Here is a 21,593-nt window from a genome sequence, read left to right as displayed (position 1 = left end):
CGGAACATAGCAGAAACACGATTCGGCATGAAGCCCCGATCGGCTCGCACTATGGGCGGTCTGGCGCGTTCTTCTCGGGCGACGTCGATCGCAGCGCGACGAACAGCGTGGCCGCACCGGCTTCGCTCCGGCCGGCAGGGGGCCGGTCGCCGATCGCGAAGAAGATGGCATTGACGGTACGCGGCGTTGCACTGGCGGCCGTGACAGCCGACCGGGAATTGACGGGCACTCCGGCGACGCTCGCGAGATAGGCGCGGGTCTCACCGGGCAGCGCGCGGCCGGTCCGCACGTGCTCGGCATAGCGTGCCGGTCCCGCGTTATAGGCTGCGAACAGTCCGGGATAACCGAAGCGGTCATACATCAGACGAAGATAGAGCGTCCCCGCCAATATGTTGTCGCGCGGGCTATGGGGATCACGTCCGAGCCCGAGCCGCGCGCGCATTTCGGACCAGGTGCCGGGCATGAGCTGCATCAGTCCCATCGCGCCGGCGTGGCTGGTAATCGGGCGCCCGTCCAGCACCGTGCGCCCGCCGCTCTCGGCGCGCATGACGCGCTCGATCCATTCTACCGGCACGCCGAAACGCGCCGAGGCTGCCTCGATATAGGGCCGCCAGTGAACGACCGACTGCGCGTCAGCCGGTGCCGCCGCCAGCAGCGCCAGGGCGGTGATGGCGACCCTCAGCCCAGCCACAGCAGTCGCACCTCGCCGATGACGTCGCCGCGCGATGTCGGTCCGAAATAACGCCCATCGAACGAATCCGGGCTGTCCATCAGCAGGAACAATGCGCCCGAACGCAACATCACGCAGCCATTCCACCACGGCATCGGACGGTCGCGGCCATCGGCTTCGCGGCGTTCGGCCACCGGGTGGCCGTTGACATAGATCTCCCGCCCGCGCGCACAGACGCGATCGCCGGGCGCGGCCGCGACGCGCTTGACCAGCGGGATATTGATCGGAATGTAGCGCCGCTCGGCGGCGAGCCGGCGCCAGCGGTCGGGCACCCGGACCAGCACCATGTCGCCCGATGCGATGTCCTGCCGTCCGCTGACGGCATAGAGACCGATCGGCGCGCTGGCCGATGCGTTCCAGACCAGCCACGGCGTTGGCGGCAGCGCGATCGTGGTCGCCAGCGCGGCCGCGCCGAGACCGATCAGCGCGGTGGGTTTAGCCGGCAGACGGGAGGGTAGCAGCCTAGCCATTGCCTCCCTCCCGCATGTTCGCGCGCGACCAGGCCTCGATATCGTCGATATGGTAGCGCCAGACGGTGCCATGCTTTCGGCACGGCGGGCCGCGCCGCTCCCGGCGCATCTTCTTGAGCGTGTCCCCCGCGAGACCGAGATGGAACGCGGCCTGCTTGGTTGTCAGAAACGGGCAATGCTCGCGTGCCCGCCGAGCGCGCTCCGCGGCCGACGACGCCGTGGCTCCACCGTCCACAGCGGATGAATCCGCCTCGATCCGTGTTCGCGCGCCGCCGCCTGCTTCGGGGTTTGGATCGTGTGTCATGAGTGCAGCGCCCGGTCCGACGAACCCGCGTTACCCGCCGATCAGGCCCGCACGCGCGGCTTCCTGTTCGGCGACATAGGCATCCAGCATGTCGGCCTGGCCGGGGAGCAGCGCGTCGATCGCAGGGAGGCCGTCGATATCGTCCCGGTGAAGCAGCACGGACGGGCACTGGCCTTCGACATTGCCGAGATTGGGGCGATGCTGGGCATAGCCGATGAGCGCGGCCAGATCGGGATCGAACGCTCGAGCGATGGCGGGCGGATAGACGAGATACTGATTCTCGAACGTCCGCAGCCATCCGAGGCAATAGGAGGTGATGACCGCGCGGCGCACATGATCGGACTGGTTAGCGCCGGCACCATGCAGGATCGATCCGAGGAACAGCAGCGCGGAGCCGGGTGGCATTTCGGCGGCGACCGGACGTGCATCGCCCGGTTGCGATGCCGCATCGTGATGGCTGCCCGGCCAGACCAGCGTCGCGCCACTCTCCAGCGTGAACGGATCGATCGGCCAGATGACGTTGATCTGATAGTGCATCCCGGTCTTGACGCCGCCCCAGAGATCCTGGTCGCGGTGCGGCACCTGCGCGAGCGCGCCGGGATGGATTTCGATCGCCTGGGTGAGGTTGAGAACGATACGATCGCACCATTCCCCGAGCACCGTTTCGGCGATACCGCGGATGATCGGGTGCAGCACAAGGCCGGCGATATGCCGTGAACGCCGCAACAACGCGCCAAAGCGCTTGGTGCGGGCTCCGTAGAATCCGCCTTCGCAAAAGGGCGTGGCGACGAAGCGCGGTGCGAGTTCGGCTTCGAGCGCGGTGATTAGCTCGGTCGGCACGGCGTTATCGACAATGACATAACCGTCGGCGAGCAGCATCGCGGCGAGGCGGGCGGGGTCGTGCATCGCCATTCCCTTCACGCGGCTCTTGCCGCCGCATCGGGAGTGATCGCACCCGGTACATAGATGCCGTTCGACGCCAGCAGCGCAGGCGTACCGGCGCAGATCTCGATGCGGAACGCTCCAAGGAACGCGCCATCGATGCGGCGCGCGGGGCCGAGCGGCGCTGCGCGCCAGCCCATCGCCAAAACCTCCTCGCGAAAAGCAGCGGTCACGACGCCGGTTAGCATGGTGATTCCGCTGCCGAGCGCATGATCGACCATCGCCGAGATGAGCCGGTTGCGGACACGCAGGCGTCCGGGGGCGCCCAATCGTTGCGGCAGGCAAAGTCGCGTAATCTCGCGAACCTGCTCCCCCCGGGGCGCATCGCACTCGCAGAGCGACGCGAAACGATCGGCGAGAAGATGTGCGCCCTCTGTCGATAGCAGCCGCATCGACCCCTGGTGAATGCAGCCATCGTCGGTGGCGATCAGATAGACCGCCTTGTCGCCGTCATAGCTGTCGATTTCATAGCGGCCGCCGACGACCGGAACATCCCAGCCCAGCAGATCGACGAACAGGGTCTTGCGGTCCTCGAACATCGAGGCGGCGCGCGCATCGGTAAGCGAGCACCCTTTGACAATATGGATCATGGCAGTAGCTCCCGTTCAAATTGAACAGTCGCGAAGGGAGCAGAGATGAAGGGCTCAAACAGTCGTCAATATTGAGGATGCGGCGATCCCGCTCAGAACCGCGGGACGATCTCCTCGATGCAGACGATTCCGCAGGCGAGCGCGATCGCCGGGAGCTGCGCGCGGGAATAGATTCCGAAATGTTCGCGCAGGTCACGCATGTAGGTGCGCACTGTCGTCGGGGCGATGTTCATCATGATCCCGATCTCGACGTCGCTCTTGCCCATCGCCGCCAAGCGAAAGCATTCGAGCCGCTTTGGGCTGAGATGGGGTAATTTCAGCGGGCGCGCCGGAAAGCCGTGCAAGCGCCGCGCCTCGGTAAACGCCTCGCTCGCCATCAGCGTCGCGATCCGGCAGATATGCGATGGCGGCAATTGCCCGTCGCGCGTTGCGAACGTACAGCATCCGGGCGGCTCGCCGGCGACGCCAATCGGAACGGTGAGGCCGTTGCGCAGGCCATGACGCGCGGCTTCGCGCACGATGCGCGCCTGTCGCCGCGTGAAGCCGCCCAGCAGTCGCTCCATTTCGTGCCAGCAGAACGCCCGGCTTGTCGAGCGCGCCGCGAGCAAGGCGGGATCGTCGCGGTAATAGCCTTCGGCGACGAAAACGTCGCCCCAGCTCTGGAAATTGTCCATGCGGAAATATCGCCCACCGGGCTGAAAGAAGGCCATGCTCTGGACGATCGCGAGCCATGGGAGGCCGAGCTGGCGTGCGGCGGCCTCGCTGCAACTGAACAGCTCGCGATCACTGTTCGCGCGCCTGGCCTGCTTAATATAGGCATCGAGGTCGCGAAACGGCACCGAGGGGCACTCCTTTCGACGCGCGCGTTGCGGGCGCGTCTATCGGGCGCGTGGTTCCAGCCCACGCGCGTGCAGCCCCCGATGATTTACTTGGTCTTGCTCGGCCGCCCCGTCGGCTTGTGCGGATGGCGCCGGAGCGTCACCGCCGGGCGCGCCAGTATCGCGCCGATTTCCAGTTCGTCGTCCGAAACGATCGAGATCGATATCCGGCCGGACAAGAGATAGACGGCATTAACGCCGAGTGCCTTCGCGAGCCGCTCCATTGCTTTCAGCGTCGGGCTCGACCGGCCATTTTCGATCGCACTCAGATAAGAGCTGCTCGTGCCCGCATCATGGGCGAGCGCTTCTTGCGTGATGCGCATCGCAAGCCGCAATTTCCTGAGATTCAAACTGAAGGACTTCGACGCATCCATAAGGGCGTAAGTTCACGCCCTGCGACCATTACTCCACACTGGATACAGGTTGGAGTTATTATCTATATTATTACGTTTTTACAAATATTTAAATGAGATTCCCGAACAACGCGCACTCAACTCTGATGCGGATTCTCAGGCGCGCCAAAAGACCGCATTCGGACGGTCGAATCGGTCGATGACCGAAGCCCTCACGCCAGGACATTGGCCGTGGACGCCGCAGTGGAAATCCCATCGGCGTCGTCACATCCGGGGCGAGCATTGATTTCAAGCGCCGAGCGAATCACGATGCGAACAACGTCCCGTGGACACGTCCGCAATCGCCGTTCCGGCGTGGCGTACAGGAATCATCGGATAGTTTGACGTGCCTGTGTGTCGTTGTCTCCTTTGATTTGAATGCAGCGCAGCGAAGCGGAGCGTCGCATTGGTTCATAGTTATGAAATCACCGTTCGTGTCGGGCCGCTGGCCGCCCACCATGCCAACCGACTACTCGCAACAGTCGGTTCTGGCGGTAATCCCGCAGCGGTCCGGTTTGCTCCAGCCCCGCCGAATTGTACTCGGATCTTCATGATGCAGCGGGATCGGTCCGGGGATCGGTAGTGACGAGCCCGAAAAACGTGGCGCCGGCATTGCCTGGAGGATATTGTCGATCTCCCGATAGACGCCTCGCGCTGCCATATGAGGATGGCGCGCCGCTTCGTCCGGATCAAGCACGGGGGCAAAGCAGGCATCGCTGCCTTCCAGCAGTGTGCGCCATTCTTCCCGTGTCCGCATGGCGAATATCTCGCTAAAACGCTGCTTGAGCTCGGGCCAGGCATCACGATCATAGCCGTCGTCAAAACTGCTATCGCCGGCCAACCCCAGCTTTTTGCAAAGCAGCGCATAGAACTTGGGCTCGAGTGATCCGACTGAGATGAAATTCCCGTCGGCGCACCGATAGGTCGAGTACCAGTGAGGGCCGTCAAGGATGCTGCAGCCGCGTATGCTGGCAACCTGGCCGGCGGCCTTCAGGCTCAGGAGCAAGTTCATCATGTGAGCGCTCCCATCGACGATCGCGGCGTCAACCACTTGCCCATTCCCGGTATCCCGCGCGTGCATTGCCGCTGCGAGGACGCCGATGGCCAAATAGAGCGCTCCACCCCCAATATCGCCTACCAGGCTTGGCGGCGCCATTGGCGGTTCACCGGGATGCCCAGCATACCAAAGGGCTCCTGACAGCGCGATATAGTTGATGTCATGGCCGGCCGCTTGGGCGAGAGGTCCCTGCTGCCCCCAACCCGTCATGCGACCGAATACAAGGCGGGGGTTACGCGCTAGGCAAACCTCGGGACCAAGGCCGAGCCTCTCCATCACCCCAGGCCGCATGCCTTCGATCAGTACATCGCCCCTTTGGACGAGATCCAGGACATGCGCGACGCCTTCGGGGGACTTCAGATCCAAGGCAATTACACGTTTCCCGCGGTTCACAATGGCGCCGCTGCCAAGATCGATATTTTCGGAGTTAGGGCTTACGCGTTCAATGACGACGACATCGGCGCCAAGGTCGGCCAACAGCATTCCGCAAAACGGCGCCGGGCCGATGCCCGCAATTTCGAGTATTTTGAGGCCTGCAAGCGGACCAGTTTTCGTCATTCAGGCATACCTGCGTCTGAGACCTTGGCGCTTTGATCCAGGCCGTTTCGCCGCTCCAGATTTCGAGACGGGTTGCAGTCGTGCTGGGCGGCAGTGTCGAAAGTAAGATTGGCAAAATGACCTTGATTCGCCTAATTCATTCTCTGGAGCAATTATTCCTGTGGGGCATGTCCATGCTCGATTCTCGCCTCAAGCATGCCGTCGCGGTTGGTCAGCTTCGTTCCTTCTCCAGGGCAGCGGATGCGGTTGGTGTCACGCAGTCGGCGGTGACCAAGAGTGTCGCTGAACTCGAACGGCATCTTGGCTATTCCCTTTTCCATCGGACCTCACGGGGCGCGATGCCGACAGAGGAGGGACGCGAATTTATTGATCGCGCAGCGCGCTTGCTTGCCGACGCAGCTGAACTACTCGGAGATACAGCCCGCCGCGCCGACGCCTATGCGGGCCCGCTTCGAATCGGACTGTTCCCAGGGTCAATCGACTGGTTGCTCACCCAACCTCTGGTTTCTTTGCTGCGGCGCCATCCGGCAGTGCGCGTCGAAGTCGTTTCGGGCAACAGCGAAAGGGGCGTGCGACTCCTGTCGCGCGGCGATATCGATGTCGCCTTTGGACTTGAAGCGGCCTTTGCACGCTGGCCGGAATTCAAGTGCGAGCGGGTCGCCTCGATCGAAATACTGCCTTTTGTGCGGAACAATCATCCCATTCTGGGGATAAACCCGACCAGCAAGGAGCCGCTGGTCCAGTTCGAATTCGTAGTGCCCTCATCTTCCGAACCCTACACATCGATCATTCAGCAGATGTACGAAAAAAGCGGTAAGCGTCCCGCTGACTGGATCCACATGACAGACTATTTTCAATTGGTTCGACGGATCGTTGCCACATCCGATGCTATCGGGATGGTTGCAAAACAGTTCACCGAGAACTCATGGTTTCGCGCCAATTTCGTGGCCTTGGAGGGAATCGGTTTATTCGATCCATTGACGCTTTGTTATGCTGTGCGTAGCCGCTGGCAGGTAAAACCGGCTGGCCGTGCGCTCGTCAGCCTTGTTCGTCAGGCATGGCGCACCGCATCATCGGATTAACGGCAAGGGGGCGGGGTGCGATCGGAAATCCGCTGCATCCGTCGCGATCAGCTAGAGCATTTCGCGCAGAAGTGGGAACCGGCTTTCCGGCAGGAAATGCTCTAGCAAATTGATCTTGGGCATTTTCCGAGTTGGCGGGTGATTCCACTCGCCTCGAAAATGGCCTAGAAGCTAATCGCCACTTCTCCGCCGATGACGCGCCCCCTGTTTAGCGGTGAAAGGCTTGCACCCGTGCCCCCGAAGGCCGCCGGCAAAGGTGTATCGCCGCCAATCGTCACCTCATTCAGGAGGTTTCGGCCATAGATGGAGAAGCGCCAGTGCTTGTTGTCGGTCGCCAATGTGAGGCTCGCATCGAGCATATCGGCGCCCTGAAGGAAGCCGACGTTGTTGTCGGTGAATGCCGCCTTGTCGCGATGCGTGAAGCTGACACGCGCCGTTGCTGTCCCCAATTCGCCAAGCTGCTGATCATAAGTCAGCCCCACGCCATAGGTCCATGGCGACAGCCTTGGCAATTTGAGCGCACGATCCACATCGTTGATGACGCCATCACCGCTGAGGTCGAACTGGACGTTGCGATACTGGCCATTCACGTAGCCGAGCTGACCCGAAATCACGAGGTTGGACAAAAGAAAAAACTGCCCCTCGGCCTCGACGCCTTTGATTGTGGCGTCGGCGGTGTTCCGTATGACCTGGCTGACGCCAAGCGGTCCGGGCAGGTTGATCTCGCGCTGCAGGTCCTTCATGCGATTGTAGAAGGCCGCCAGGTTGATCCGGTGGCGCCCGAATTGCTTCTTGGCGCCGAGTTCGAAACTGTCCTGGGTCTCTTGATTGAATGGCCCCGGCGGCACAGCGGGATCGGTGTTGCGCAAATTATATCCGCCGCTGCGGAACCCGCGCGTGTAAAGGCCATAAATCTGCGTGTCGTCATCCGGCTTCCACTGAAGGCCGATTTTCGGCGTAAACCCTCGCCATTTTGCCGCGTCGGCGAAATTGGTTGCACAGATCAGCGTGTCTAGATTGCAACCATTTGCGCGTAAGGCCGAGACCCGAACGGCTTTGCGTTCCCAACTATACCGCGCGCCGAGATTCAAGGTCAGCGTATCGGTGAAATGCCAGTCGGTCGAAGCAAAAATGCCCCATGTTGTCTGGTCTTGCGTACCCCCACCGGAAACGATCCGAGCACCGCCCAAAAGATTCCGCAGCTCGGCGTAACGAAGATCCTGGGAAAAATAGTATAGACCGGTTGTCAATTCGACGTCACCGAACCTTCCGGCATAACGAAGTTCGTCGCTGAGTTGATCCTGGTCGATTTCGAAAAAGGCATGAAAGAAGGACTGTGGTGTTCCATCGATATCAGCGCCCGCGGAGGATCGGAATTTCCGATAGCCAGCGATGTTGGTGAAGACGCCTTCGCCCAGACCGACATCGATGTTGGTTTCCACGATCGCCTGGTCCCATTTGGCATCATAGAAACCTGGGAAATTGATCGAAAACCTGAAGCTGTCGCGGGAAACAGCGCGTGACTCTGGACAGGGGCTCCATCGCTTTCGACATCGCCATGCTCATAGCGGAGATCCATTCGGAAGCGGTCGCCACCCTTGAGCGAAAGTGCCGGGCGAATGATAAGGTCATGTGATTTACCGAAGCTGCGATTGTCGAAGCGGTTGCGAAACCAGCCATTGTCGTCGCTGTAGTAGACGGCCAATTTGGCAGCCAAAACGTCATCGACGATAGGTCCGGTAACCGTGCCGCTTACGGTCTTTTTCAGTCCCGTTTCAATGGATAGCTTGGCTTTGGCTCCAAAATCGAAGCTGGGCCGCGTGGTCCGCACAACCACGGCACCGCCGGTAACGTTGCGACCGAAAAGCAAGCCTTGCGGTCCACGCAGAACTTCGATCCCCTCAAGGTCGAAGTTGTCCAGCACGACACCAGCGTTGATGCCGAGGTAAATACCGTCAGTGAAAACGCCTACGGTGGGGTCGATCGATGGGATCGTGCTGTTGATGCCGAGGCCCCGGATAGTGAAATTGGCATAGCCCGGTGCCGTACCCACATCCTCGAGCTGGACGTTGGGAACGTCGTAGCTCAGACTTTGAAGATTCTGGACGAACTTGGCATCCAGCTGCGCTTCACCAAAAGCCGTGACCGCCATCGGTACTTTCTGCACGCTTTCGCCATAGCCCTTTTTGGTGGCGGTAACGACAATGTCCTCAGCCAGCGCTTCCGTGGCGCTCCCGGTTTGGTCGTTCGCCTGGGGCGTTGCTTCCTGGGCAAATGCTGTTCCCGAGCACAACAACGCGGCAGAAGCCAATAGACATCCTCTCATGGCTGATCCTCTCTTCCCAGGAGATATTGTGTAGTTCATGCCGTTTGGCGGCATTTGAGGGCCGTCGTCCAATTCAATTCGCTGCAGAACTATTCCTGCTGCTCATCGATATCTGGCGGCAGCACGACGCCATCGGCAGCCCGACGGCCGCTCAAAAATATCATGGTAATTCATCGGGTTGATTACGCTCTCAGCGCCCGTTCTACCGCCTCAAGGCTGTCATTCAGCCCGAGCGGGTGCTCGGCATCCGTGAAGTCGACAATTCTACCCCAGTGCCGGGCGACATCATCGAGCGTGAACGCCCTGTCCGCTCCGAAGGCGTGCCCAAGCGCGCGCTCCCACCTAAGCTTGGCGATATAGCCGGCTCCAACTTCAAAAAGCCCTTTGGTTTCGCTGCAATTCTCGTGCGCAAGCCAACCGACCAATGGACTGATCGCTTCCGCTCTGAGATTGGCGAGAAACTCTTGTGGAAAGGCAGTCGCGGTCATACGCGATGCGGCGATTGGGGCGATCGTATTAACCTGGATGTTTCTGGACCGCCCCTCCTCCGCCAGCGCGTTCGCAAGCCCCAATATTCCGAGCTTGGCTGCGGCATAGTTGGCCTGACCGAAGTTGCCGTAGATTGCGGCTGCAGACGTGGTCATGACGATGCGGCCATAGCCCTTGTCGCGCAGTATCGGCCATGCTGCCTGCGTCACTGCCCGCGTCCCATTCAGATGGACCCGCTGAAGCAGTGTCCAGTCTTCGTCGGTCATTTTGTGGAAGCTCACATCGCGCAGGATGCCGGCATTGTTGATGACGACGTCAACGGTTCCGAAGTTGTCAACCGCGGCTTGGATGATCAGCGCGCCCTCCTCGACCGACGCATAATTTGCCACCGCCTGACCGCCCGTGGCTCGAATTTCGTCGACCACATTGTCAGCGGCTGTGGAGCAGCTGCCGCTCCCTTTCTCGTCGCCACCCAGATCATTCACCACCACCTTGGCTCCGCGCCCGCCAAACATCAGCGCGTACTGGCGCCCAAGTCCGCCTCCGGCTCCGGTCACAACCACTACCCTGCCATCGAAACGAAGCTCTTCGTCCATCGCTTGTCTGCCTCTTTTACCTGAGCGACGCATCTGCGCATTTGATCCTGTGCGAGTCAGGCACGCGGCTCCATTTCCGTCGACGCTGTCGTTTTCGTCTGAGCCTTACCGAAAGGCTTGAATGCCGGTCAGGGCGCGCGAAACAACAAGCTTTTGAATCTCCGTCGTGCCATCGGGGATGGGGCAAATGATCGCCTCACGCACCAGCCGCTCAACGATGAATTCGCGGGTGACGCCGTTGCCGCCATGGATCTGAAGCGCATCGCGCGTCGCTTCGATCGCCATTTCGGTGGCGTACCACTTGGCCATCGAGCATTCCGTCTCTGCGCGCGTGCCCGCCTGGACGAGGGATATTGCCCGGTGCGTCAACAGACGGGCTGCGTCGATCTTGGTCGCCATGATGGCGATCTTGTCGGCGATCAGCTGATGGCCGGCGATCTTCTTGCCATGCTGCGCGCGATCGCGAGCGTACGCGATCGCCTCATCCATTGCTCGCCGTGCGATGCCGATACTCCACATCGCCATATGGCAGCGGGCAATCTCGAACACTTGCAACGTATTGCGCAATCCATCGCCGACCCGGCCGATCGTGTTTGCCACCGGTACGCGGCAATCGGACAGGAATATCTGTGCAGTCGATTGGCCGTTGAGCGCCATCTTCTGGATATCGCGCACCTCATACTCACTCTCGTCACGATCGACCAGGATGTGAGTGACTTCATTTTCGCCAGTCTTGCACGTACAGATGAAGATGTCCGAGTAGGCTCCGTTGGTGATCCAGGTCTTTTCGCCATTGATGACCCAGAAATCGCCGTCTCGTACGGCGCGTGTCTTGATGGCGGCGACGTCCGAGCCGACATCGGGCTCCGAGATGCCGAGCGAAACGAACTTCTCGGCCGCGACGAGGTCGGCAAGATAGCGTTGCTTGATCGTCTCCGGGGCGAAGCGGCGGATGAGTTCTGCGCCAACCGCGTTGATGAAGCCGGGTATGGCCACATCGAGCGAGGAATAGGCGATCTCCTCGAAAATGAGCAGATGAGTGAGCCATCCCATATCAAGCCCGCCCCATTGCTCCTGATGCGGTGCGGTAATATGGCCATAGCCGGTCAGTGCTTGAGTCCATTCCTTCATGAGCGGTTTGGGGATGAATCGCTCCCCATGCCGGCGGATTTCCGGCTCAAGCTTGTTGTCGAGAAAGCGGCGGACGGTTTCCACCGCCATGCGTTGTTCATCGGACAGCTCAAAGTTCATATCGTGACCCCGTGTTTCCCTAGGCGCGCTCTGACAACTACCGGCCCAGGATCGTGACGGCGACCACCGCCTCTTCCACCCCGATGACACCTCCGCCGTTCTGCGCGATCGCGAACCGGGCATTCGGAACCTGTCGATCTTCCGCCTCGCCGCGCAATTGCAGCGCAAGCTCGTAGATTTGGCCGAGCCCGGTGGCGCCGATCGGATGTCCCTTGCATTCAAGCCCGCCCGACGTGTTTACCGGAATACGCCCACCCAGCGCCGTCTCACCGCGCTCTGCCGCGAGTCCGCCCTCGCCAGGCGGCGTCAGGCCGAGCGCCTCGATTTCAATGATCTCGCCAACCGCCGTGGCGTCATGCACCTCCGCGACGCCAATATCTTCTGGCCCCACGCCGGCCATCGCATAGGCCCGGTTCGCCGCAAGGCGGCTGACATGGTGGTCATAATCAAAGGGATCGCGCGCGGCGCCGGTTTGCAGCACAGACGCCAGGATTCTTAGCGCCCTGTCCGGGGCTGCCGACAGTTTGCGCCGACCGGCTTCGCTGCAGATGATCGCAGCGGCGGCGCCGTCGCTGATCGGGGAGCACATCGGCAGTGTGAACGGGTAAACGATCGGAGGCGCAGCGAGTACACTTTCGACGGTATATGGGAGGCGATACTGGGCAAGCAGATTGCGCGTCGAATGCATGTGATTTTTCGCCGAGACGGCCGCGATTTGCGCTTGCGTCGAGCCGTAGGTCTTCATGTGCGCGCGTGCCATCGCGGCGTATACATCCATGAAAACGCTGTAAGGCTGACTCGATGTCGTTCCTTCCGGAACATCGACGCCATTGCCCATGGCCAGCAGCTGCGCGCGGCCCGACTCGGTTTCATGCACGTCCCAAGCGCCATCGAATGCACTGAACATGAGCGCCTTGTCGGGCGAGTACATCTTCTCCGCGCCGAGCGCGAGTACGACATCCGCTGCCCCCGATCGAACATAGGCGGCGGCCATGTGCAAGGCCGTGGAAGCCGTCGCACATGCGTTTTCGACATTCACCACGGGAACGCTTGAGATGCCCATCGCTCGCGCCACGATTTCGCCGCGGATCATGTCCTGGCCCTCCATATGCCCCTGGACGCAATTGCCGAAGAAGATGGCTTCGACATCGCCGGCGGTGCATCCTGCGTCGGAAAAGGCCTGCGACGAAGCTTCGGCGCAGAGCATTTTCAGGCTCTTGTCGAACTGTTTTCCGAACGGGGTCATCCCAACCCCCATGACGAATATGTCGGTCATTCGTTGATCCATTCTTCCAATGTGTTCCGCATCCGATCAGGTCTCACCGGTCGGAAAAATCGGGCTTCCGCTTCTCCCGGAATGCCGCCAGTCCTTCGACAATGTCGTTGGACAAGGCGTAAGCAGCCATGGTTTCGAGTTCCTGACGCAGCCCGACTTCGAGCGAGCTATCCTGCGCAGCGCGGACTAGCTGCTTCATGTAGGCGAGCCCTGGCCGGCTCTTTTCTGCAAGAGATTCTACCAGCGCTTGCGCTGCCGCAATGAGATCCTCGGGAGCAACCAGTTGGGTCACGAGTCCGGCTTCCTTCATCTCGGCAGCCGAGATGGTCCCGCCGGTCATCATCAGATGTTTCGCACGCGCTTCGCCGATCTTCCTAGGGAGTCGAACCGACCCTCCACCGCCGGGCAACAGGCCGTAATTTGCATGGGCGTCGCCAAATCTGGCCGGGTGCGCGGCAATGACGAGATCACAGCACAACACCAGTTCCAAGCCGCCGGCGAGCGTAAGGCCGTTGACCGCCGCAATTATCGGAAGGCGCGACGTCTCGATCCTGTTAAAAGCCTGACCGAGCGGCGGCAGAAACAGATTTAAGCGTTCGGCGAGAGTTTGTCCGCCTGTTCCATCGCCAATTGCGAGCAGATCCGCGCCAGCGCAAAACGCCCGTCCGGCGCCGGTAAGAATGCAAGCGCGCACCGTCGCATCTGCTTCCGCTGCCTCGATCGCTGCGGCGAGTTCCTCGGCCAAAGCCAACGACAGACTGTTCAACGCTGCCGGCCGGTTGAGGGTCACCCAAAGCGCTGGGCCGCGTTGCTCAACCAGGATGTATTCATAGTCCATTGCAGTCTCCCGCGCGCCGGCAGGCGGTCACCGGAATAGAGGATGTGGCTAGGATGGCTGCGTCGGTCATGCCCCCGAAATGCGCCGGTCCTGGCCCGCCCAATAGGGCTCTCGAAGCTTTGAACGAAGCACCTTTCCGACATTGCTCAACGGCAGTGGCTCGGCGGTAAAAACGACCTTGCTTGGCTTTTTTTGCGGAGCCCAGACGCTGGCGCACCAAATCTATTATCTCGGTCTCCGTGATTTGTGCTCCGGGCTTGACACGCACCATTGCAAGCGGCGTTTCACCCCATTTTTCATGGGGCACGCCAAAGACCGCGACCTCGAGTACACCGGGATGGTCGGCAATTACGTTTTCGATTTCGGTGGGATAGATATTGAAGCCGCCTGACACGATCATGTCGTTGTTGCGATCGAGCAGATACAAAAATCCGTTTGTGTCGATCATGCCGACATCGCCGGTTTTGACCCAGCCATCTTCCATGCGCCGGGCGGTTTCCTCCGGATCGTTCCAGAATTCCTCCATCTGGCCATTTTCGAACCGTGCGACGATCTCGCCGGGCTCGTTTGGTCCCAGCACCTTTCCGTCCTCGTTACGGATTTCGATATCGGCGCCACTCATGGGACGTCCGACCGCCCGAATTGGGGCAGAACCTTCAAATTCGCCGAACCACTCGTTGGGCCCCATAGACGCGATGGGCAGGATTTCGGTCTGTCCATAGCCCGAATGAAGAACATGATTCCCGAATATCTGGCACGACTTGCGAAGCGTCGGCTCGGAGATCGGCGCTGAAGCACTCAGCAGAAACTTCAAATTCGGAAAGTGGCGGCTATATGCCCCGTCGTGATGCACTATGGCATTGAGCATGGTGGGGGCTACAAAGGCATGGCTGATCCGTTCCTGCTCGAGAGTGTCAAGAAAGGACGCTGGATCGAAGCCGTCCATCATCACGTTGCGGGCGCCGCAATACCAGGCCGGCACGAACAGGAAGCCCGATGCATGGGACAACGGGCCGACATGCAGAATGGCATCCCCTGGGGCCACTTGGGGGCCGATGCTGAAAAATGCGGCGGAGATCGTCATCCATGAACGGTGCCGATAGGCAACGCCCTTGGGTTTGCCCGTCGTGCCGCCGGTGTGGCGGATGACACAATAGTCCTCCGGCGCGACGACGGGATCAGGATCCCGGTCCGAGGCTGTCGCCAACCAATTCTCATAGTTGTGATCGCGGATAATGATCCGCTCAAGCGTCGGAGCTTGGGCATCCAGCCCCGCCAACTCCGAAGCCAATGCCTCATCGACCAGCGCCAACCGAGATCCGGTACTCGCGATCATATGGGCGTGCGCTTCACATCGGTTGCGCGCATAGAGAGGAACACGCGTATAGTTTCCAATGGCAGCCGCCAGTATGATGTCGGCGGCCTCGATGGAGTTCTTCTCCAGCGTAGCAATCCGGTCACCCGGTTGAAGGCCGCACTCCGCAAGAGCATTTGCGAGCTTCACGCCGCGCAACCAGGCTTCCGAGAAAGTCAACCGCCTGTGGCCGTGAACGAGAGCCTCTTGCTGGGCGAAATAACGTGCGGCGCGACGTATTTGCGTACGGACGTCCATCAGCCGCGCTCCTCTAAGGCGCTCGCCCACAATGGCGCAGTCGACACATAATAAACTGACATGCGATAGGCCTCTCCGGACTTCTTTTCGTAAGCATCTGTGTCTGCAGCATTGATCCAATCGTCCAATTCAATATTCTGCGATGCTATTCTTGCTGCTCATATTATCGTGCCGGATCATGTCGGCGGCTTTCTCGCCGATCATGATGCAGGTTGCATTGGTGTTGCCGTTGACGATTGATGGCATGATCGAGGCATCGGCCACGCGGATATTTGCGAGGCCGTGAACGCGCAGGCGGTTGTCGACCACCGCCATCTCGTCGGTGCCCATCTTGCATGTTCCCACCGGATGATAAGCATGATTGGCTTCTGCCCGGATATAGGCGTCGATCTCTTCATCAGTTTCAAGGTAGCGGTCAGGATAGAGAGGCCGTTTCATCATCGCCTTCATGCGATCCGAATGCAGGATCTCCTGCACGACACGGAAGGCATTGCGCAACGTCTTGAGGTCGTCGGGATGACTCAAGAGATTGAGGTCCATCTTGGGATCGGATTCGGGGTTTGAGTCATGTAAGGCAACCCAGCCGCGGCTCTTTGGGCGCCCAATATTGAGAATGATCGTATAGCCCCATTTCGTCATCAGCTTGTAGTCGCGCGCATGGTCGCGATAGGCGAGCGGCACGACATGGACCTGGCAGTCCGCCCGGTTCTGCCCCGGCGCGGATCGCAAGAAACCGCCTGCAGCCGTGGGCGGCGATGCCAGCCAGCTTTTCCTTTGCGTGAGATACTGGAATAGGTCTCGCACGGTCTTGAGCGCGCCAACGACATTGAGTGCGATCCCGAGCCGCTTCTTCGACTGGTAGACCAGCATCAGGTCAGGATGGTCGTGAAGATTCTGGCCGACACCGGGAATATCATGAATCACTTCGATTCCATGCTTCTCCAACTCATCACGCGGTCCGATACCGGAAAGCATCAACAGTTGGGGCGAATTATAGGCGCCGCCGCTGACAATGACTTCCTTTTCGCACGGGATCGTCTTCAACTGCCCGTCCTGGGAATACTCGACTGCCACCGCGCGGTTGCCCTCAAACCTGATACGATGGACGCGGGCATGTACTTCGACGCGGAGGTTGCCGCGCCTGCCCATCACCGGATCAAGGTAACACGCCTTCACGCTGGCGCGCTTCCCGTCCTTCACGGTAAACTGATAGATGCCGACACCTTCCTGGCTGGCACCATTGAAGTCCGGATTGGCTTGATGGTCCAGTCCAGTCGCCGCCTCGATGAAAGCATCATAGACATCGAATTCGCGCTTGCCGTTGGATACGTGAAGCGGTCCCGACGAGCCGTGAAACTCATCCTCACCGCGCTCATTATTCTCAGCCTTGCGGAAATAGGACAGGACATCGTTGTAACCCCAGCCGTCGTTGCCGAGTTCGGCCCAGTGGTCGAAATCCGACCGGTCGCCGCGGATATAGACCATCCCGTTCATACCGCTCGATCCACCCAGCATCTTCCCGCGCGGATTGTAGAGGCGGCGGTCGTTGAGCGCCTTTGAAGGGTCGGTGTTGAACCGCCAGTTGAGCGTATTGATCCGATAGTCTTGGATCAGCGCCGCAAAAGCGCCGGGCGTGGACACAAGCGGCGAGGTGCCTGGGCCGCCTGCCTCGAGCAGGCAAACGGTGACATCGGGGTCCTCGGACAACCGGCTGGCGATAACGCCGCCCGACGACCCACCTCCAATAATTACATAGTCAGCCATTTGCTTCCCTTGTCATTCGACCCATGCTGGCGACCCGGCGTCATGCAACATGCCAGCATCAACCGCCGCAGCCACGTCAGAGGATCTTTTCGAAGATGTTGAGTAGTCCTTCGGTCTTGCTCGAATAGGGTGGCAGAAGTTGACCAAGCAGGCTGAGTTTCGGCTGAGAGAACACCGGCTTGTAATGAGTGAAGCGCTCGAAACTGGCGACGCCGGTATAGGCACCGATGCCGCTCTGTCCGATGCCACCGAAAGGCAGCCGGCGCTGGAAGACGTGCATGACCGTGCCGTTGAGAGTCACGCCGCCAGCGTGCGTTTCGGAAATGATCTTGCGCCGTTCCTCACTTTCGTCGCCAAAATAATAGAGCGCCAGCGGGCGCTCATGCCGGTTTACGTAGCGAATGAGCTCGTCTTCGGAGCGATATGGCATGATCGGCAGGATCGGTCCGAAAATCTCCTCCTGCATCATCGCCATGTCATCGGTAACGTCGAGAACCGCCAACGGCACGATCCGATGCCGTTCAGGAAGCGTTCCATCGCCGTTGTCCGAGAGGTTGAGCACCGTCGCGCCCTTGGCTTCGGCATCATCGAGCAAACCTTGGAGCCGCGCGAACTGTCGGTCATTGATGATACTGGTGAAATCGGGGTTGCTTGCCGCGTTGGGGTAGCATTTGGCAACCTGAGCGCGGAGTGCGGCGACGAAGCTTTCCATCTGATCGACATGGACGAAGGCATAGTCAGCGGCGATGCAGGTCTGGCCGGCGTTGAGCAGCTTGCCGAACACTAAGCTTTCACAGACTTGTGCAAGCGATGCACCCTTGCCCACGATGGCAGGGCATTTGCCGCCAAGTTCCAGAGTAACAGGTGTAAGGTTGGCAGCCGCCGCTTCATAGACTTTGCGGCCAACCGCGGGTGAACCGGTGAAGAGAATATGGTCGAAAGGTAGGGCCGTCATCGCCTGTGCCATGTCGGGCCCGCCCTGGACAATCGCGAATTCCTCTTCGGCGAAATACCGGCGCACAAGCCGCTCGCTGGCTTCGGCGGCGTTGGCGGAAACTTCGCTCGGCTTTGCGATCACGCGGTTGCCGGCCGCCAATGCACCGGCCGCGCCAACGAATATGGTGCCGAGCGGATAGTTCCACGTGCCGAGAACGCCCACCACACCTAGGGGCTGGGGGACCAGGCGCGATGAACCGGGAAGGCCGAAGATGTCAGTCTTCACCCGCCGCGGCCTCAGCCACGTCTTCAGATTGCGGCGCGCAAATTTAATTTCCGATATGCCAAGCATCAGGTCGAGCAGGATAGTCTCGTAGCGGGATCGAATGCCGAAATCGGCGGCAACGGCATCGACCAATTCGTCTCTGTGCTGCTCAAATATCCGGCCAAGGCGCCCGAGCAGGTCCATGCGTTCTTCGTAGCTGCGCGAAACCTGCTCACGCGTCCCTTCGCGTTGGGTCGCGAAAATTCGTTCCAGCTCAGTTCTGTTCCGAGACGCATCCACGTTAAATCGTCCGGAGGCGCGCTGGCCGCTCGGCGCTGCTCGCCTGGGCGGTGCTTTCAGCTGCGCCGATCTCAGTGATCACAGCGCGCTCGATTCTGTACGCCGTGCCGATGAATGAGGGACCGTTGCCGGTGGAACGCATGATGGATGCTCCTCGGTCTGAAAGTCAGGTCGAAAAAATCGGGGGCAGCGGGCGGGAGAGGATGCCCGCCGCCCCCGTCGCAGCAGCGATCAGAACTTGACTGTCGCTTCGACGCCATAAGTGCGCGGCATGCCGCGGTTCAGATAATCGTAGCCGAACACGTTGAGGTTGAGGCCGTAGGTGTAGTAATATTTGTCGAACAGATTCTTCGCCCACAAGCTAACCGACATATTGTCGTGCGCATAGGTTAATCGCGCATTGGCGAGCCAGTAGCCCGGATTTGCGCATGTAATCGCCTTACCCGCGAGCGTTATGTTCGATCCCGCTGGGGGTGTATCGCACGGTGTCTGCCCATAATTCTTGAACGGATCAAAATAGTACTTGCCCATGTAGGACGCATCACCGCGCAAGGTCAGCTTGTTGGTGCCGTCATCGATCATATCCCAGTCGAATCCGGCCTGGAACGTAACCTCCGGCGCGTTCGGGAAGGGATTGCCGTTGACGTTCAATGTCGGGCTGGCCGGGTTTGCCGGATCGATCACATTGCCTTTGTACTTGCTGTTGAGATAGCCCAGCGAAGCATCGAAACGCAACGTATCGGCCACCTGCCAGGCGAGTTCGGCCTCGCCACCGAACAGGCGACCATTGGCGCTGCGCGTGAAGGTTGTAGCGCCGACCACCTGCGTTACTTGGTGATTCGAATACTCGTAGTAGAAGCCCGCGAGGTTAAGTTGGACGCGGCGATCGAACAGCCGGGTTTTGAGCCCCGCCTCATATGCATTCACCTTTTCAGGCTGGATATAATAGACTTGATTGACGCCCTGATAGGCAAGCCCGTTGAAGCTGCCGCTGCGGTAACCGCGACTGTACTGGAGATAGCCCATGATATCATCGGCGAACTCATAGCTGACATTGATACGGCCGGTTAGCCTGTTTGCCTTTTCGCGCTGCTCAAGCGGCGCGAGATTGGGGTTGTATGGATTGCTGTAGGGGATCAGGTTGACAACCGGCGTCGTACCGTCGAGCGCATAGAGGAAAGTGCTGCCGTTAAGGTAATTGACCTTATCCTGGGTGTAGCGTGCACCCACCGCCACGGTCAGCCGCTCGGTCGCTTTCCAGGTTACGTCGCCGTAGATCGCCTTCGAGGGGCGCGACACGTCAAAACGCTGTTCGCCGAGGATCGGGGTGAACGGAGGCGCGCCTGCCCCGGCGCAGCCCGCCGAAAAGCTACCCCCCATGCCGCCATTGCCCGTATTATTGATCGCGATGTCGGTCTGGAGTGCAATCAGCGAGCGTGCATCAAGGAAGCCGTTGGGATTGATCTCGATCGCGTCGCAGAATCCGGCATCGCCAGGCCCCAACGCCGGATTGGCGGCAAAGGCTGGGATATAGCGGATCGCGTCGGGCGTTCCGATTGCGGCGTTATTGTAGCTGCCCGGAAGACCGGCGCCAAGCAGCAGCGGCCTCAGCGCCCCGAAAAAGTCCGGGTAGTTGACCGTCTTGACCTTGTCCCTGCCATAATAAAGGCCGGCAATGATATCGAGGCGGTCGTTCGAATAGCTGAAACGCAGGTCCTGGTTGAAATTCTTGCTCGTCGACGTGTAGCCGATCGAGCAGAGATCGGCTGGGCCGCCATCGCAATCATCAGGATTGTTGATATAGTCGCCGGTGTCGTAGCCGGTAATCGAGGTGACGGAGAATTGGTCGCTGACATCCCATTTGATGTTGAGGGCTATCCCTTTCGACTTGCTGATGTTCTTACCTACCCGATCAACTGCGACCTCATTGTCACGCAGCAACCGCCCGCCTAGGAAAGGTTGCGGATCGTAACGCGAATAGCCGAGCGCATCCTGCCCGCCCGCGAGTTGACCACCTGCATAGGGCGCGGTGCCCCATGGATCGTCCTTCGCGGCATAGAGCTTCAAATTGATGTCGAGATCGGGATCGGGCCGGAAGCGGATCGAGATGCGACCGCCGATCGTATCGGTGGTCCCTAGGTCGCGCTCATTCCCAGGCAGTACATTGCGCTGCCAACCATCCCCTTTTGCAAAAGTACCGGCGACGCGGACGCCCAAGATGTCGGGAACCAGCGTCGCTTCAGCGGCGCCCTGCACCGTGAAAGTGTCGTAATTGGCATAGCCGGCGGTCAGATAGCCATTGGCCTCTCCCAGATCCGGCTTGCGCGTGAAGAAGCTGATCGCGCCACCCGTGGTGTTGCGACCGTAGAGTGTTCCTTGCGGTCCGCGCAGTACCTCGACCCGGTCGATGTCATAGAGTTGCAGGCCATGGCTCGCCCGGAAGCTCTGATAGACTTCATCGACATAGACGCCAACCGGCGACGCAGTGGAGGCGGAAAATTCGTTCGCCACTGAAATCCCGCGCAGCGAGAAATTCGGTTGGGTGCGACCATAGGGAGTGGTGACTTGCAGGCTGGGGATCGCGCCCATCAAGTCTGAGGTCTCCGTGATGCCGCGCGTGCGCAGCGTCTCGCCGCCTATGGCGGAAACGGCGGCTGGAACATCCTGCAAATTCTGTTCGCGCTTCTGCGCCGTGACGACGATTGTCTCAAGGCCACCTTCCTGCGCCTCGGGCTTTTCGCCCTGCGATGCAGCGTCCTGGGCATGTGCCGGCACTGCAAGCGCACACGCGATCGATAGCGCGGTGGCACAAAGCAAATTTGTCCTAAAGGCTGTGACCATGACTGTCCTCCCCACGGCATTTTTTGAGTTGGCGCCATTTGCCGCGCCTTGGGGCTCATCGTCCAATTCAATTTGTTGGCGAACTATTCCTCCCAC

General features: G+C 60.1%; 19 protein-coding genes. 1 reads left to right on the top strand and 18 read right to left on the bottom strand.

What is annotated here, in order from left to right; translation table 11 throughout:
• Positions 1-49 precede the first annotated feature (49 nt).
• From GQO94_RS07420 to GQO94_RS07385, 8 genes are all read right to left on the bottom strand, one after another.
• Complete coding sequence (locus tag GQO94_RS07420) at positions 50-691, bottom strand: lytic transglycosylase domain-containing protein (protein ID WP_017499957.1); 642 nt, start codon at positions 689-691, stop codon at positions 50-52.
• Positions 679-1,200 (bottom strand): S26 family signal peptidase, encoded by a 522-nt coding sequence (locus tag GQO94_RS07415; RefSeq protein ID WP_017499958.1) that lies wholly within the window; start codon positions 1,198-1,200, stop codon positions 679-681. The genes GQO94_RS07420 and GQO94_RS07415 overlap by 13 nt, the downstream gene beginning before the upstream one ends.
• Positions 1,193-1,504: a helix-turn-helix domain-containing protein gene (locus GQO94_RS07410; RefSeq protein WP_081095412.1), complete on the bottom strand. Its 312-nt coding sequence runs from the start codon at positions 1,502-1,504 to the stop codon at positions 1,193-1,195. The genes GQO94_RS07415 and GQO94_RS07410 overlap by 8 nt, the downstream gene beginning before the upstream one ends.
• A 30-nt stretch (positions 1,505-1,534) precedes the next feature.
• Complete coding sequence (locus GQO94_RS07405) at positions 1,535-2,416, bottom strand: phytanoyl-CoA dioxygenase family protein (protein ID WP_017499960.1); 882 nt, start codon at positions 2,414-2,416, stop codon at positions 1,535-1,537.
• A 5-nt stretch (positions 2,417-2,421) separates the two neighbouring features.
• Entirely contained in the window at positions 2,422-3,036 is a 615-nt protein-coding gene (locus GQO94_RS07400; RefSeq protein WP_017499961.1) for an acyl-homoserine-lactone synthase, read from the bottom strand.
• 92 nt (positions 3,037-3,128) lie between these two features.
• Positions 3,129-3,875 carry a LuxR family transcriptional regulator gene (locus tag GQO94_RS07395; RefSeq protein WP_017499962.1) on the bottom strand — a complete coding sequence of 249 codons (747 nt, stop codon included), beginning with the start codon at positions 3,873-3,875 and terminating at the stop codon, positions 3,129-3,131.
• An 86-nt stretch (positions 3,876-3,961) separates the two neighbouring features.
• Entirely contained in the window at positions 3,962-4,288 is a 327-nt protein-coding gene (locus GQO94_RS07390) for a helix-turn-helix domain-containing protein (RefSeq protein WP_017499963.1), read from the bottom strand.
• 487 nt (positions 4,289-4,775) lie between these two features.
• Positions 4,776-5,921 (bottom strand): CaiB/BaiF CoA transferase family protein, encoded by a 1,146-nt coding sequence (locus tag GQO94_RS07385; protein WP_026108913.1) that lies wholly within the window; start codon positions 5,919-5,921, stop codon positions 4,776-4,778.
• Positions 5,922-5,953: 32 nt separating this feature from the next.
• Here GQO94_RS07385 and GQO94_RS07380 point away from each other — a divergent pair, with 32 nt between their 5' ends.
• Positions 5,954-7,003, top strand: a complete 1,050-nt coding sequence (locus GQO94_RS07380) for a LysR family transcriptional regulator (protein ID WP_026108914.1) — start codon at positions 5,954-5,956, stop codon at positions 7,001-7,003.
• Between the two features lie 164 nt (positions 7,004-7,167).
• On the opposite strand, the gene GQO94_RS20985 is transcribed toward GQO94_RS07380, so the two are convergent.
• The 10 genes from GQO94_RS20985 to GQO94_RS07335 all read right to left on the bottom strand — a co-directional run bounded on the left by GQO94_RS20985 (position 7,168) and on the right by GQO94_RS07335 (position 21,431).
• Entirely contained in the window at positions 7,168-8,355 is a 1,188-nt protein-coding gene (locus tag GQO94_RS20985; protein ID WP_231679523.1) for a TonB-dependent receptor, read from the bottom strand.
• Complete coding sequence (locus GQO94_RS20980) at positions 8,250-9,314, bottom strand: TonB-dependent receptor plug domain-containing protein (protein ID WP_231679520.1); 1,065 nt, start codon at positions 9,312-9,314, stop codon at positions 8,250-8,252. Before GQO94_RS20980 ends, GQO94_RS20985 begins: the two co-directional genes overlap by 106 nt.
• A gap of 197 nt (positions 9,315-9,511) precedes the next feature.
• Positions 9,512-10,414, bottom strand: a complete 903-nt coding sequence (locus GQO94_RS07370) for an SDR family oxidoreductase (protein WP_011415065.1) — start codon at positions 10,412-10,414, stop codon at positions 9,512-9,514.
• 105 nt (positions 10,415-10,519) lie between these two features.
• Complete coding sequence (locus GQO94_RS07365) at positions 10,520-11,788, bottom strand: acyl-CoA dehydrogenase family protein (protein WP_232332821.1); 1,269 nt, start codon at positions 11,786-11,788, stop codon at positions 10,520-10,522.
• A complete protein-coding gene (locus GQO94_RS07360) occupies positions 11,703-12,941 on the bottom strand; it encodes a thiolase family protein (protein WP_011415063.1) in 1,239 nt (412 codons plus the stop codon). Before GQO94_RS07360 ends, GQO94_RS07365 begins: the two co-directional genes overlap by 86 nt.
• Positions 12,942-12,984: 43 nt before the next feature.
• The gene (locus GQO94_RS07355) at positions 12,985-13,779 is read right to left on the bottom strand and encodes an enoyl-CoA hydratase/isomerase family protein (protein ID WP_011415062.1); all 795 of its coding nucleotides are present in this window, start codon (positions 13,777-13,779) and stop codon (positions 12,985-12,987) included.
• Positions 13,769-15,391 carry a class I adenylate-forming enzyme family protein gene (locus GQO94_RS07350; RefSeq protein WP_232332820.1) on the bottom strand — a complete coding sequence of 541 codons (1,623 nt, stop codon included), beginning with the start codon at positions 15,389-15,391 and terminating at the stop codon, positions 13,769-13,771. Before GQO94_RS07350 ends, GQO94_RS07355 begins: the two co-directional genes overlap by 11 nt.
• Positions 15,392-15,520: 129 nt before the next feature.
• Positions 15,521-17,155: a GMC family oxidoreductase gene (locus GQO94_RS07345; RefSeq protein ID WP_156840529.1), complete on the bottom strand. Its 1,635-nt coding sequence runs from the start codon at positions 17,153-17,155 to the stop codon at positions 15,521-15,523.
• Positions 17,156-17,231: 76 nt separating this feature from the next.
• A complete protein-coding gene (locus GQO94_RS07340) occupies positions 17,232-18,656 on the bottom strand; it encodes an aldehyde dehydrogenase family protein (RefSeq protein ID WP_157228455.1) in 1,425 nt (474 codons plus the stop codon).
• Between the two features lie 231 nt (positions 18,657-18,887).
• Positions 18,888-21,431: a TonB-dependent receptor gene (locus tag GQO94_RS07335; protein ID WP_136176541.1), complete on the bottom strand. Its 2,544-nt coding sequence runs from the start codon at positions 21,429-21,431 to the stop codon at positions 18,888-18,890.
• Positions 21,432-21,593: the final 162 nt, after the last annotated feature.

It is taken from the genome of Novosphingobium aquimarinum (assembly GCF_009746585.1).
Lineage (GTDB): Bacteria > Pseudomonadota > Alphaproteobacteria > Sphingomonadales > Sphingomonadaceae > Novosphingobium > Novosphingobium aquimarinum.
This window is presented reverse-complemented; position numbering and strand designations above follow the sequence as displayed.

Excerpts from the sequence above, each read along its gene's own strand:
- GQO94_RS07415 (WP_017499958.1), bottom strand. The coding sequence starts at position 1,200 with ATGGCTAGGCTGCTACCCTCCCGTCTGCCGGCTAAACCCACCGCGCTG.
- GQO94_RS07410 (WP_081095412.1), bottom strand. The coding sequence starts at position 1,504 with ATGACACACGATCCAAACCCCGAAGCAGGCGGCGGCGCGCGAACACGG.
- GQO94_RS07405 (WP_017499960.1), bottom strand. The coding sequence starts at position 2,416 with ATGGCGATGCACGACCCCGCCCGCCTCGCCGCGATGCTGCTCGCCGAC.
- GQO94_RS07400 (WP_017499961.1), bottom strand. The coding sequence starts at position 3,036 with ATGATCCATATTGTCAAAGGGTGCTCGCTTACCGATGCGCGCGCCGCC.
- GQO94_RS07390 (WP_017499963.1), bottom strand. The coding sequence starts at position 4,288 with ATGGATGCGTCGAAGTCCTTCAGTTTGAATCTCAGGAAATTGCGGCTT.
- GQO94_RS07385 (WP_026108913.1), bottom strand. The coding sequence starts at position 5,921 with ATGACGAAAACTGGTCCGCTTGCAGGCCTCAAAATACTCGAAATTGCG.
- GQO94_RS07370 (WP_011415065.1), bottom strand. The coding sequence starts at position 10,414 with ATGGACGAAGAGCTTCGTTTCGATGGCAGGGTAGTGGTTGTGACCGGA.
- GQO94_RS07365 (WP_232332821.1), bottom strand. The coding sequence starts at position 11,788 with ATGCCCGGTTCGCGATCGCGCAGAACGGCGGAGGTGTCATCGGGGTGG.
- GQO94_RS07360 (WP_011415063.1), bottom strand. The coding sequence starts at position 12,941 with ATGACCGACATATTCGTCATGGGGGTTGGGATGACCCCGTTCGGAAAA.
- GQO94_RS07355 (WP_011415062.1), bottom strand. The coding sequence starts at position 13,779 with ATGGACTATGAATACATCCTGGTTGAGCAACGCGGCCCAGCGCTTTGG.
- GQO94_RS07350 (WP_232332820.1), bottom strand. The coding sequence starts at position 15,391 with ATGGACGTCCGTACGCAAATACGTCGCGCCGCACGTTATTTCGCCCAG.
- GQO94_RS07345 (WP_156840529.1), bottom strand. The coding sequence starts at position 17,155 with ATGGCTGACTATGTAATTATTGGAGGTGGGTCGTCGGGCGGCGTTATC.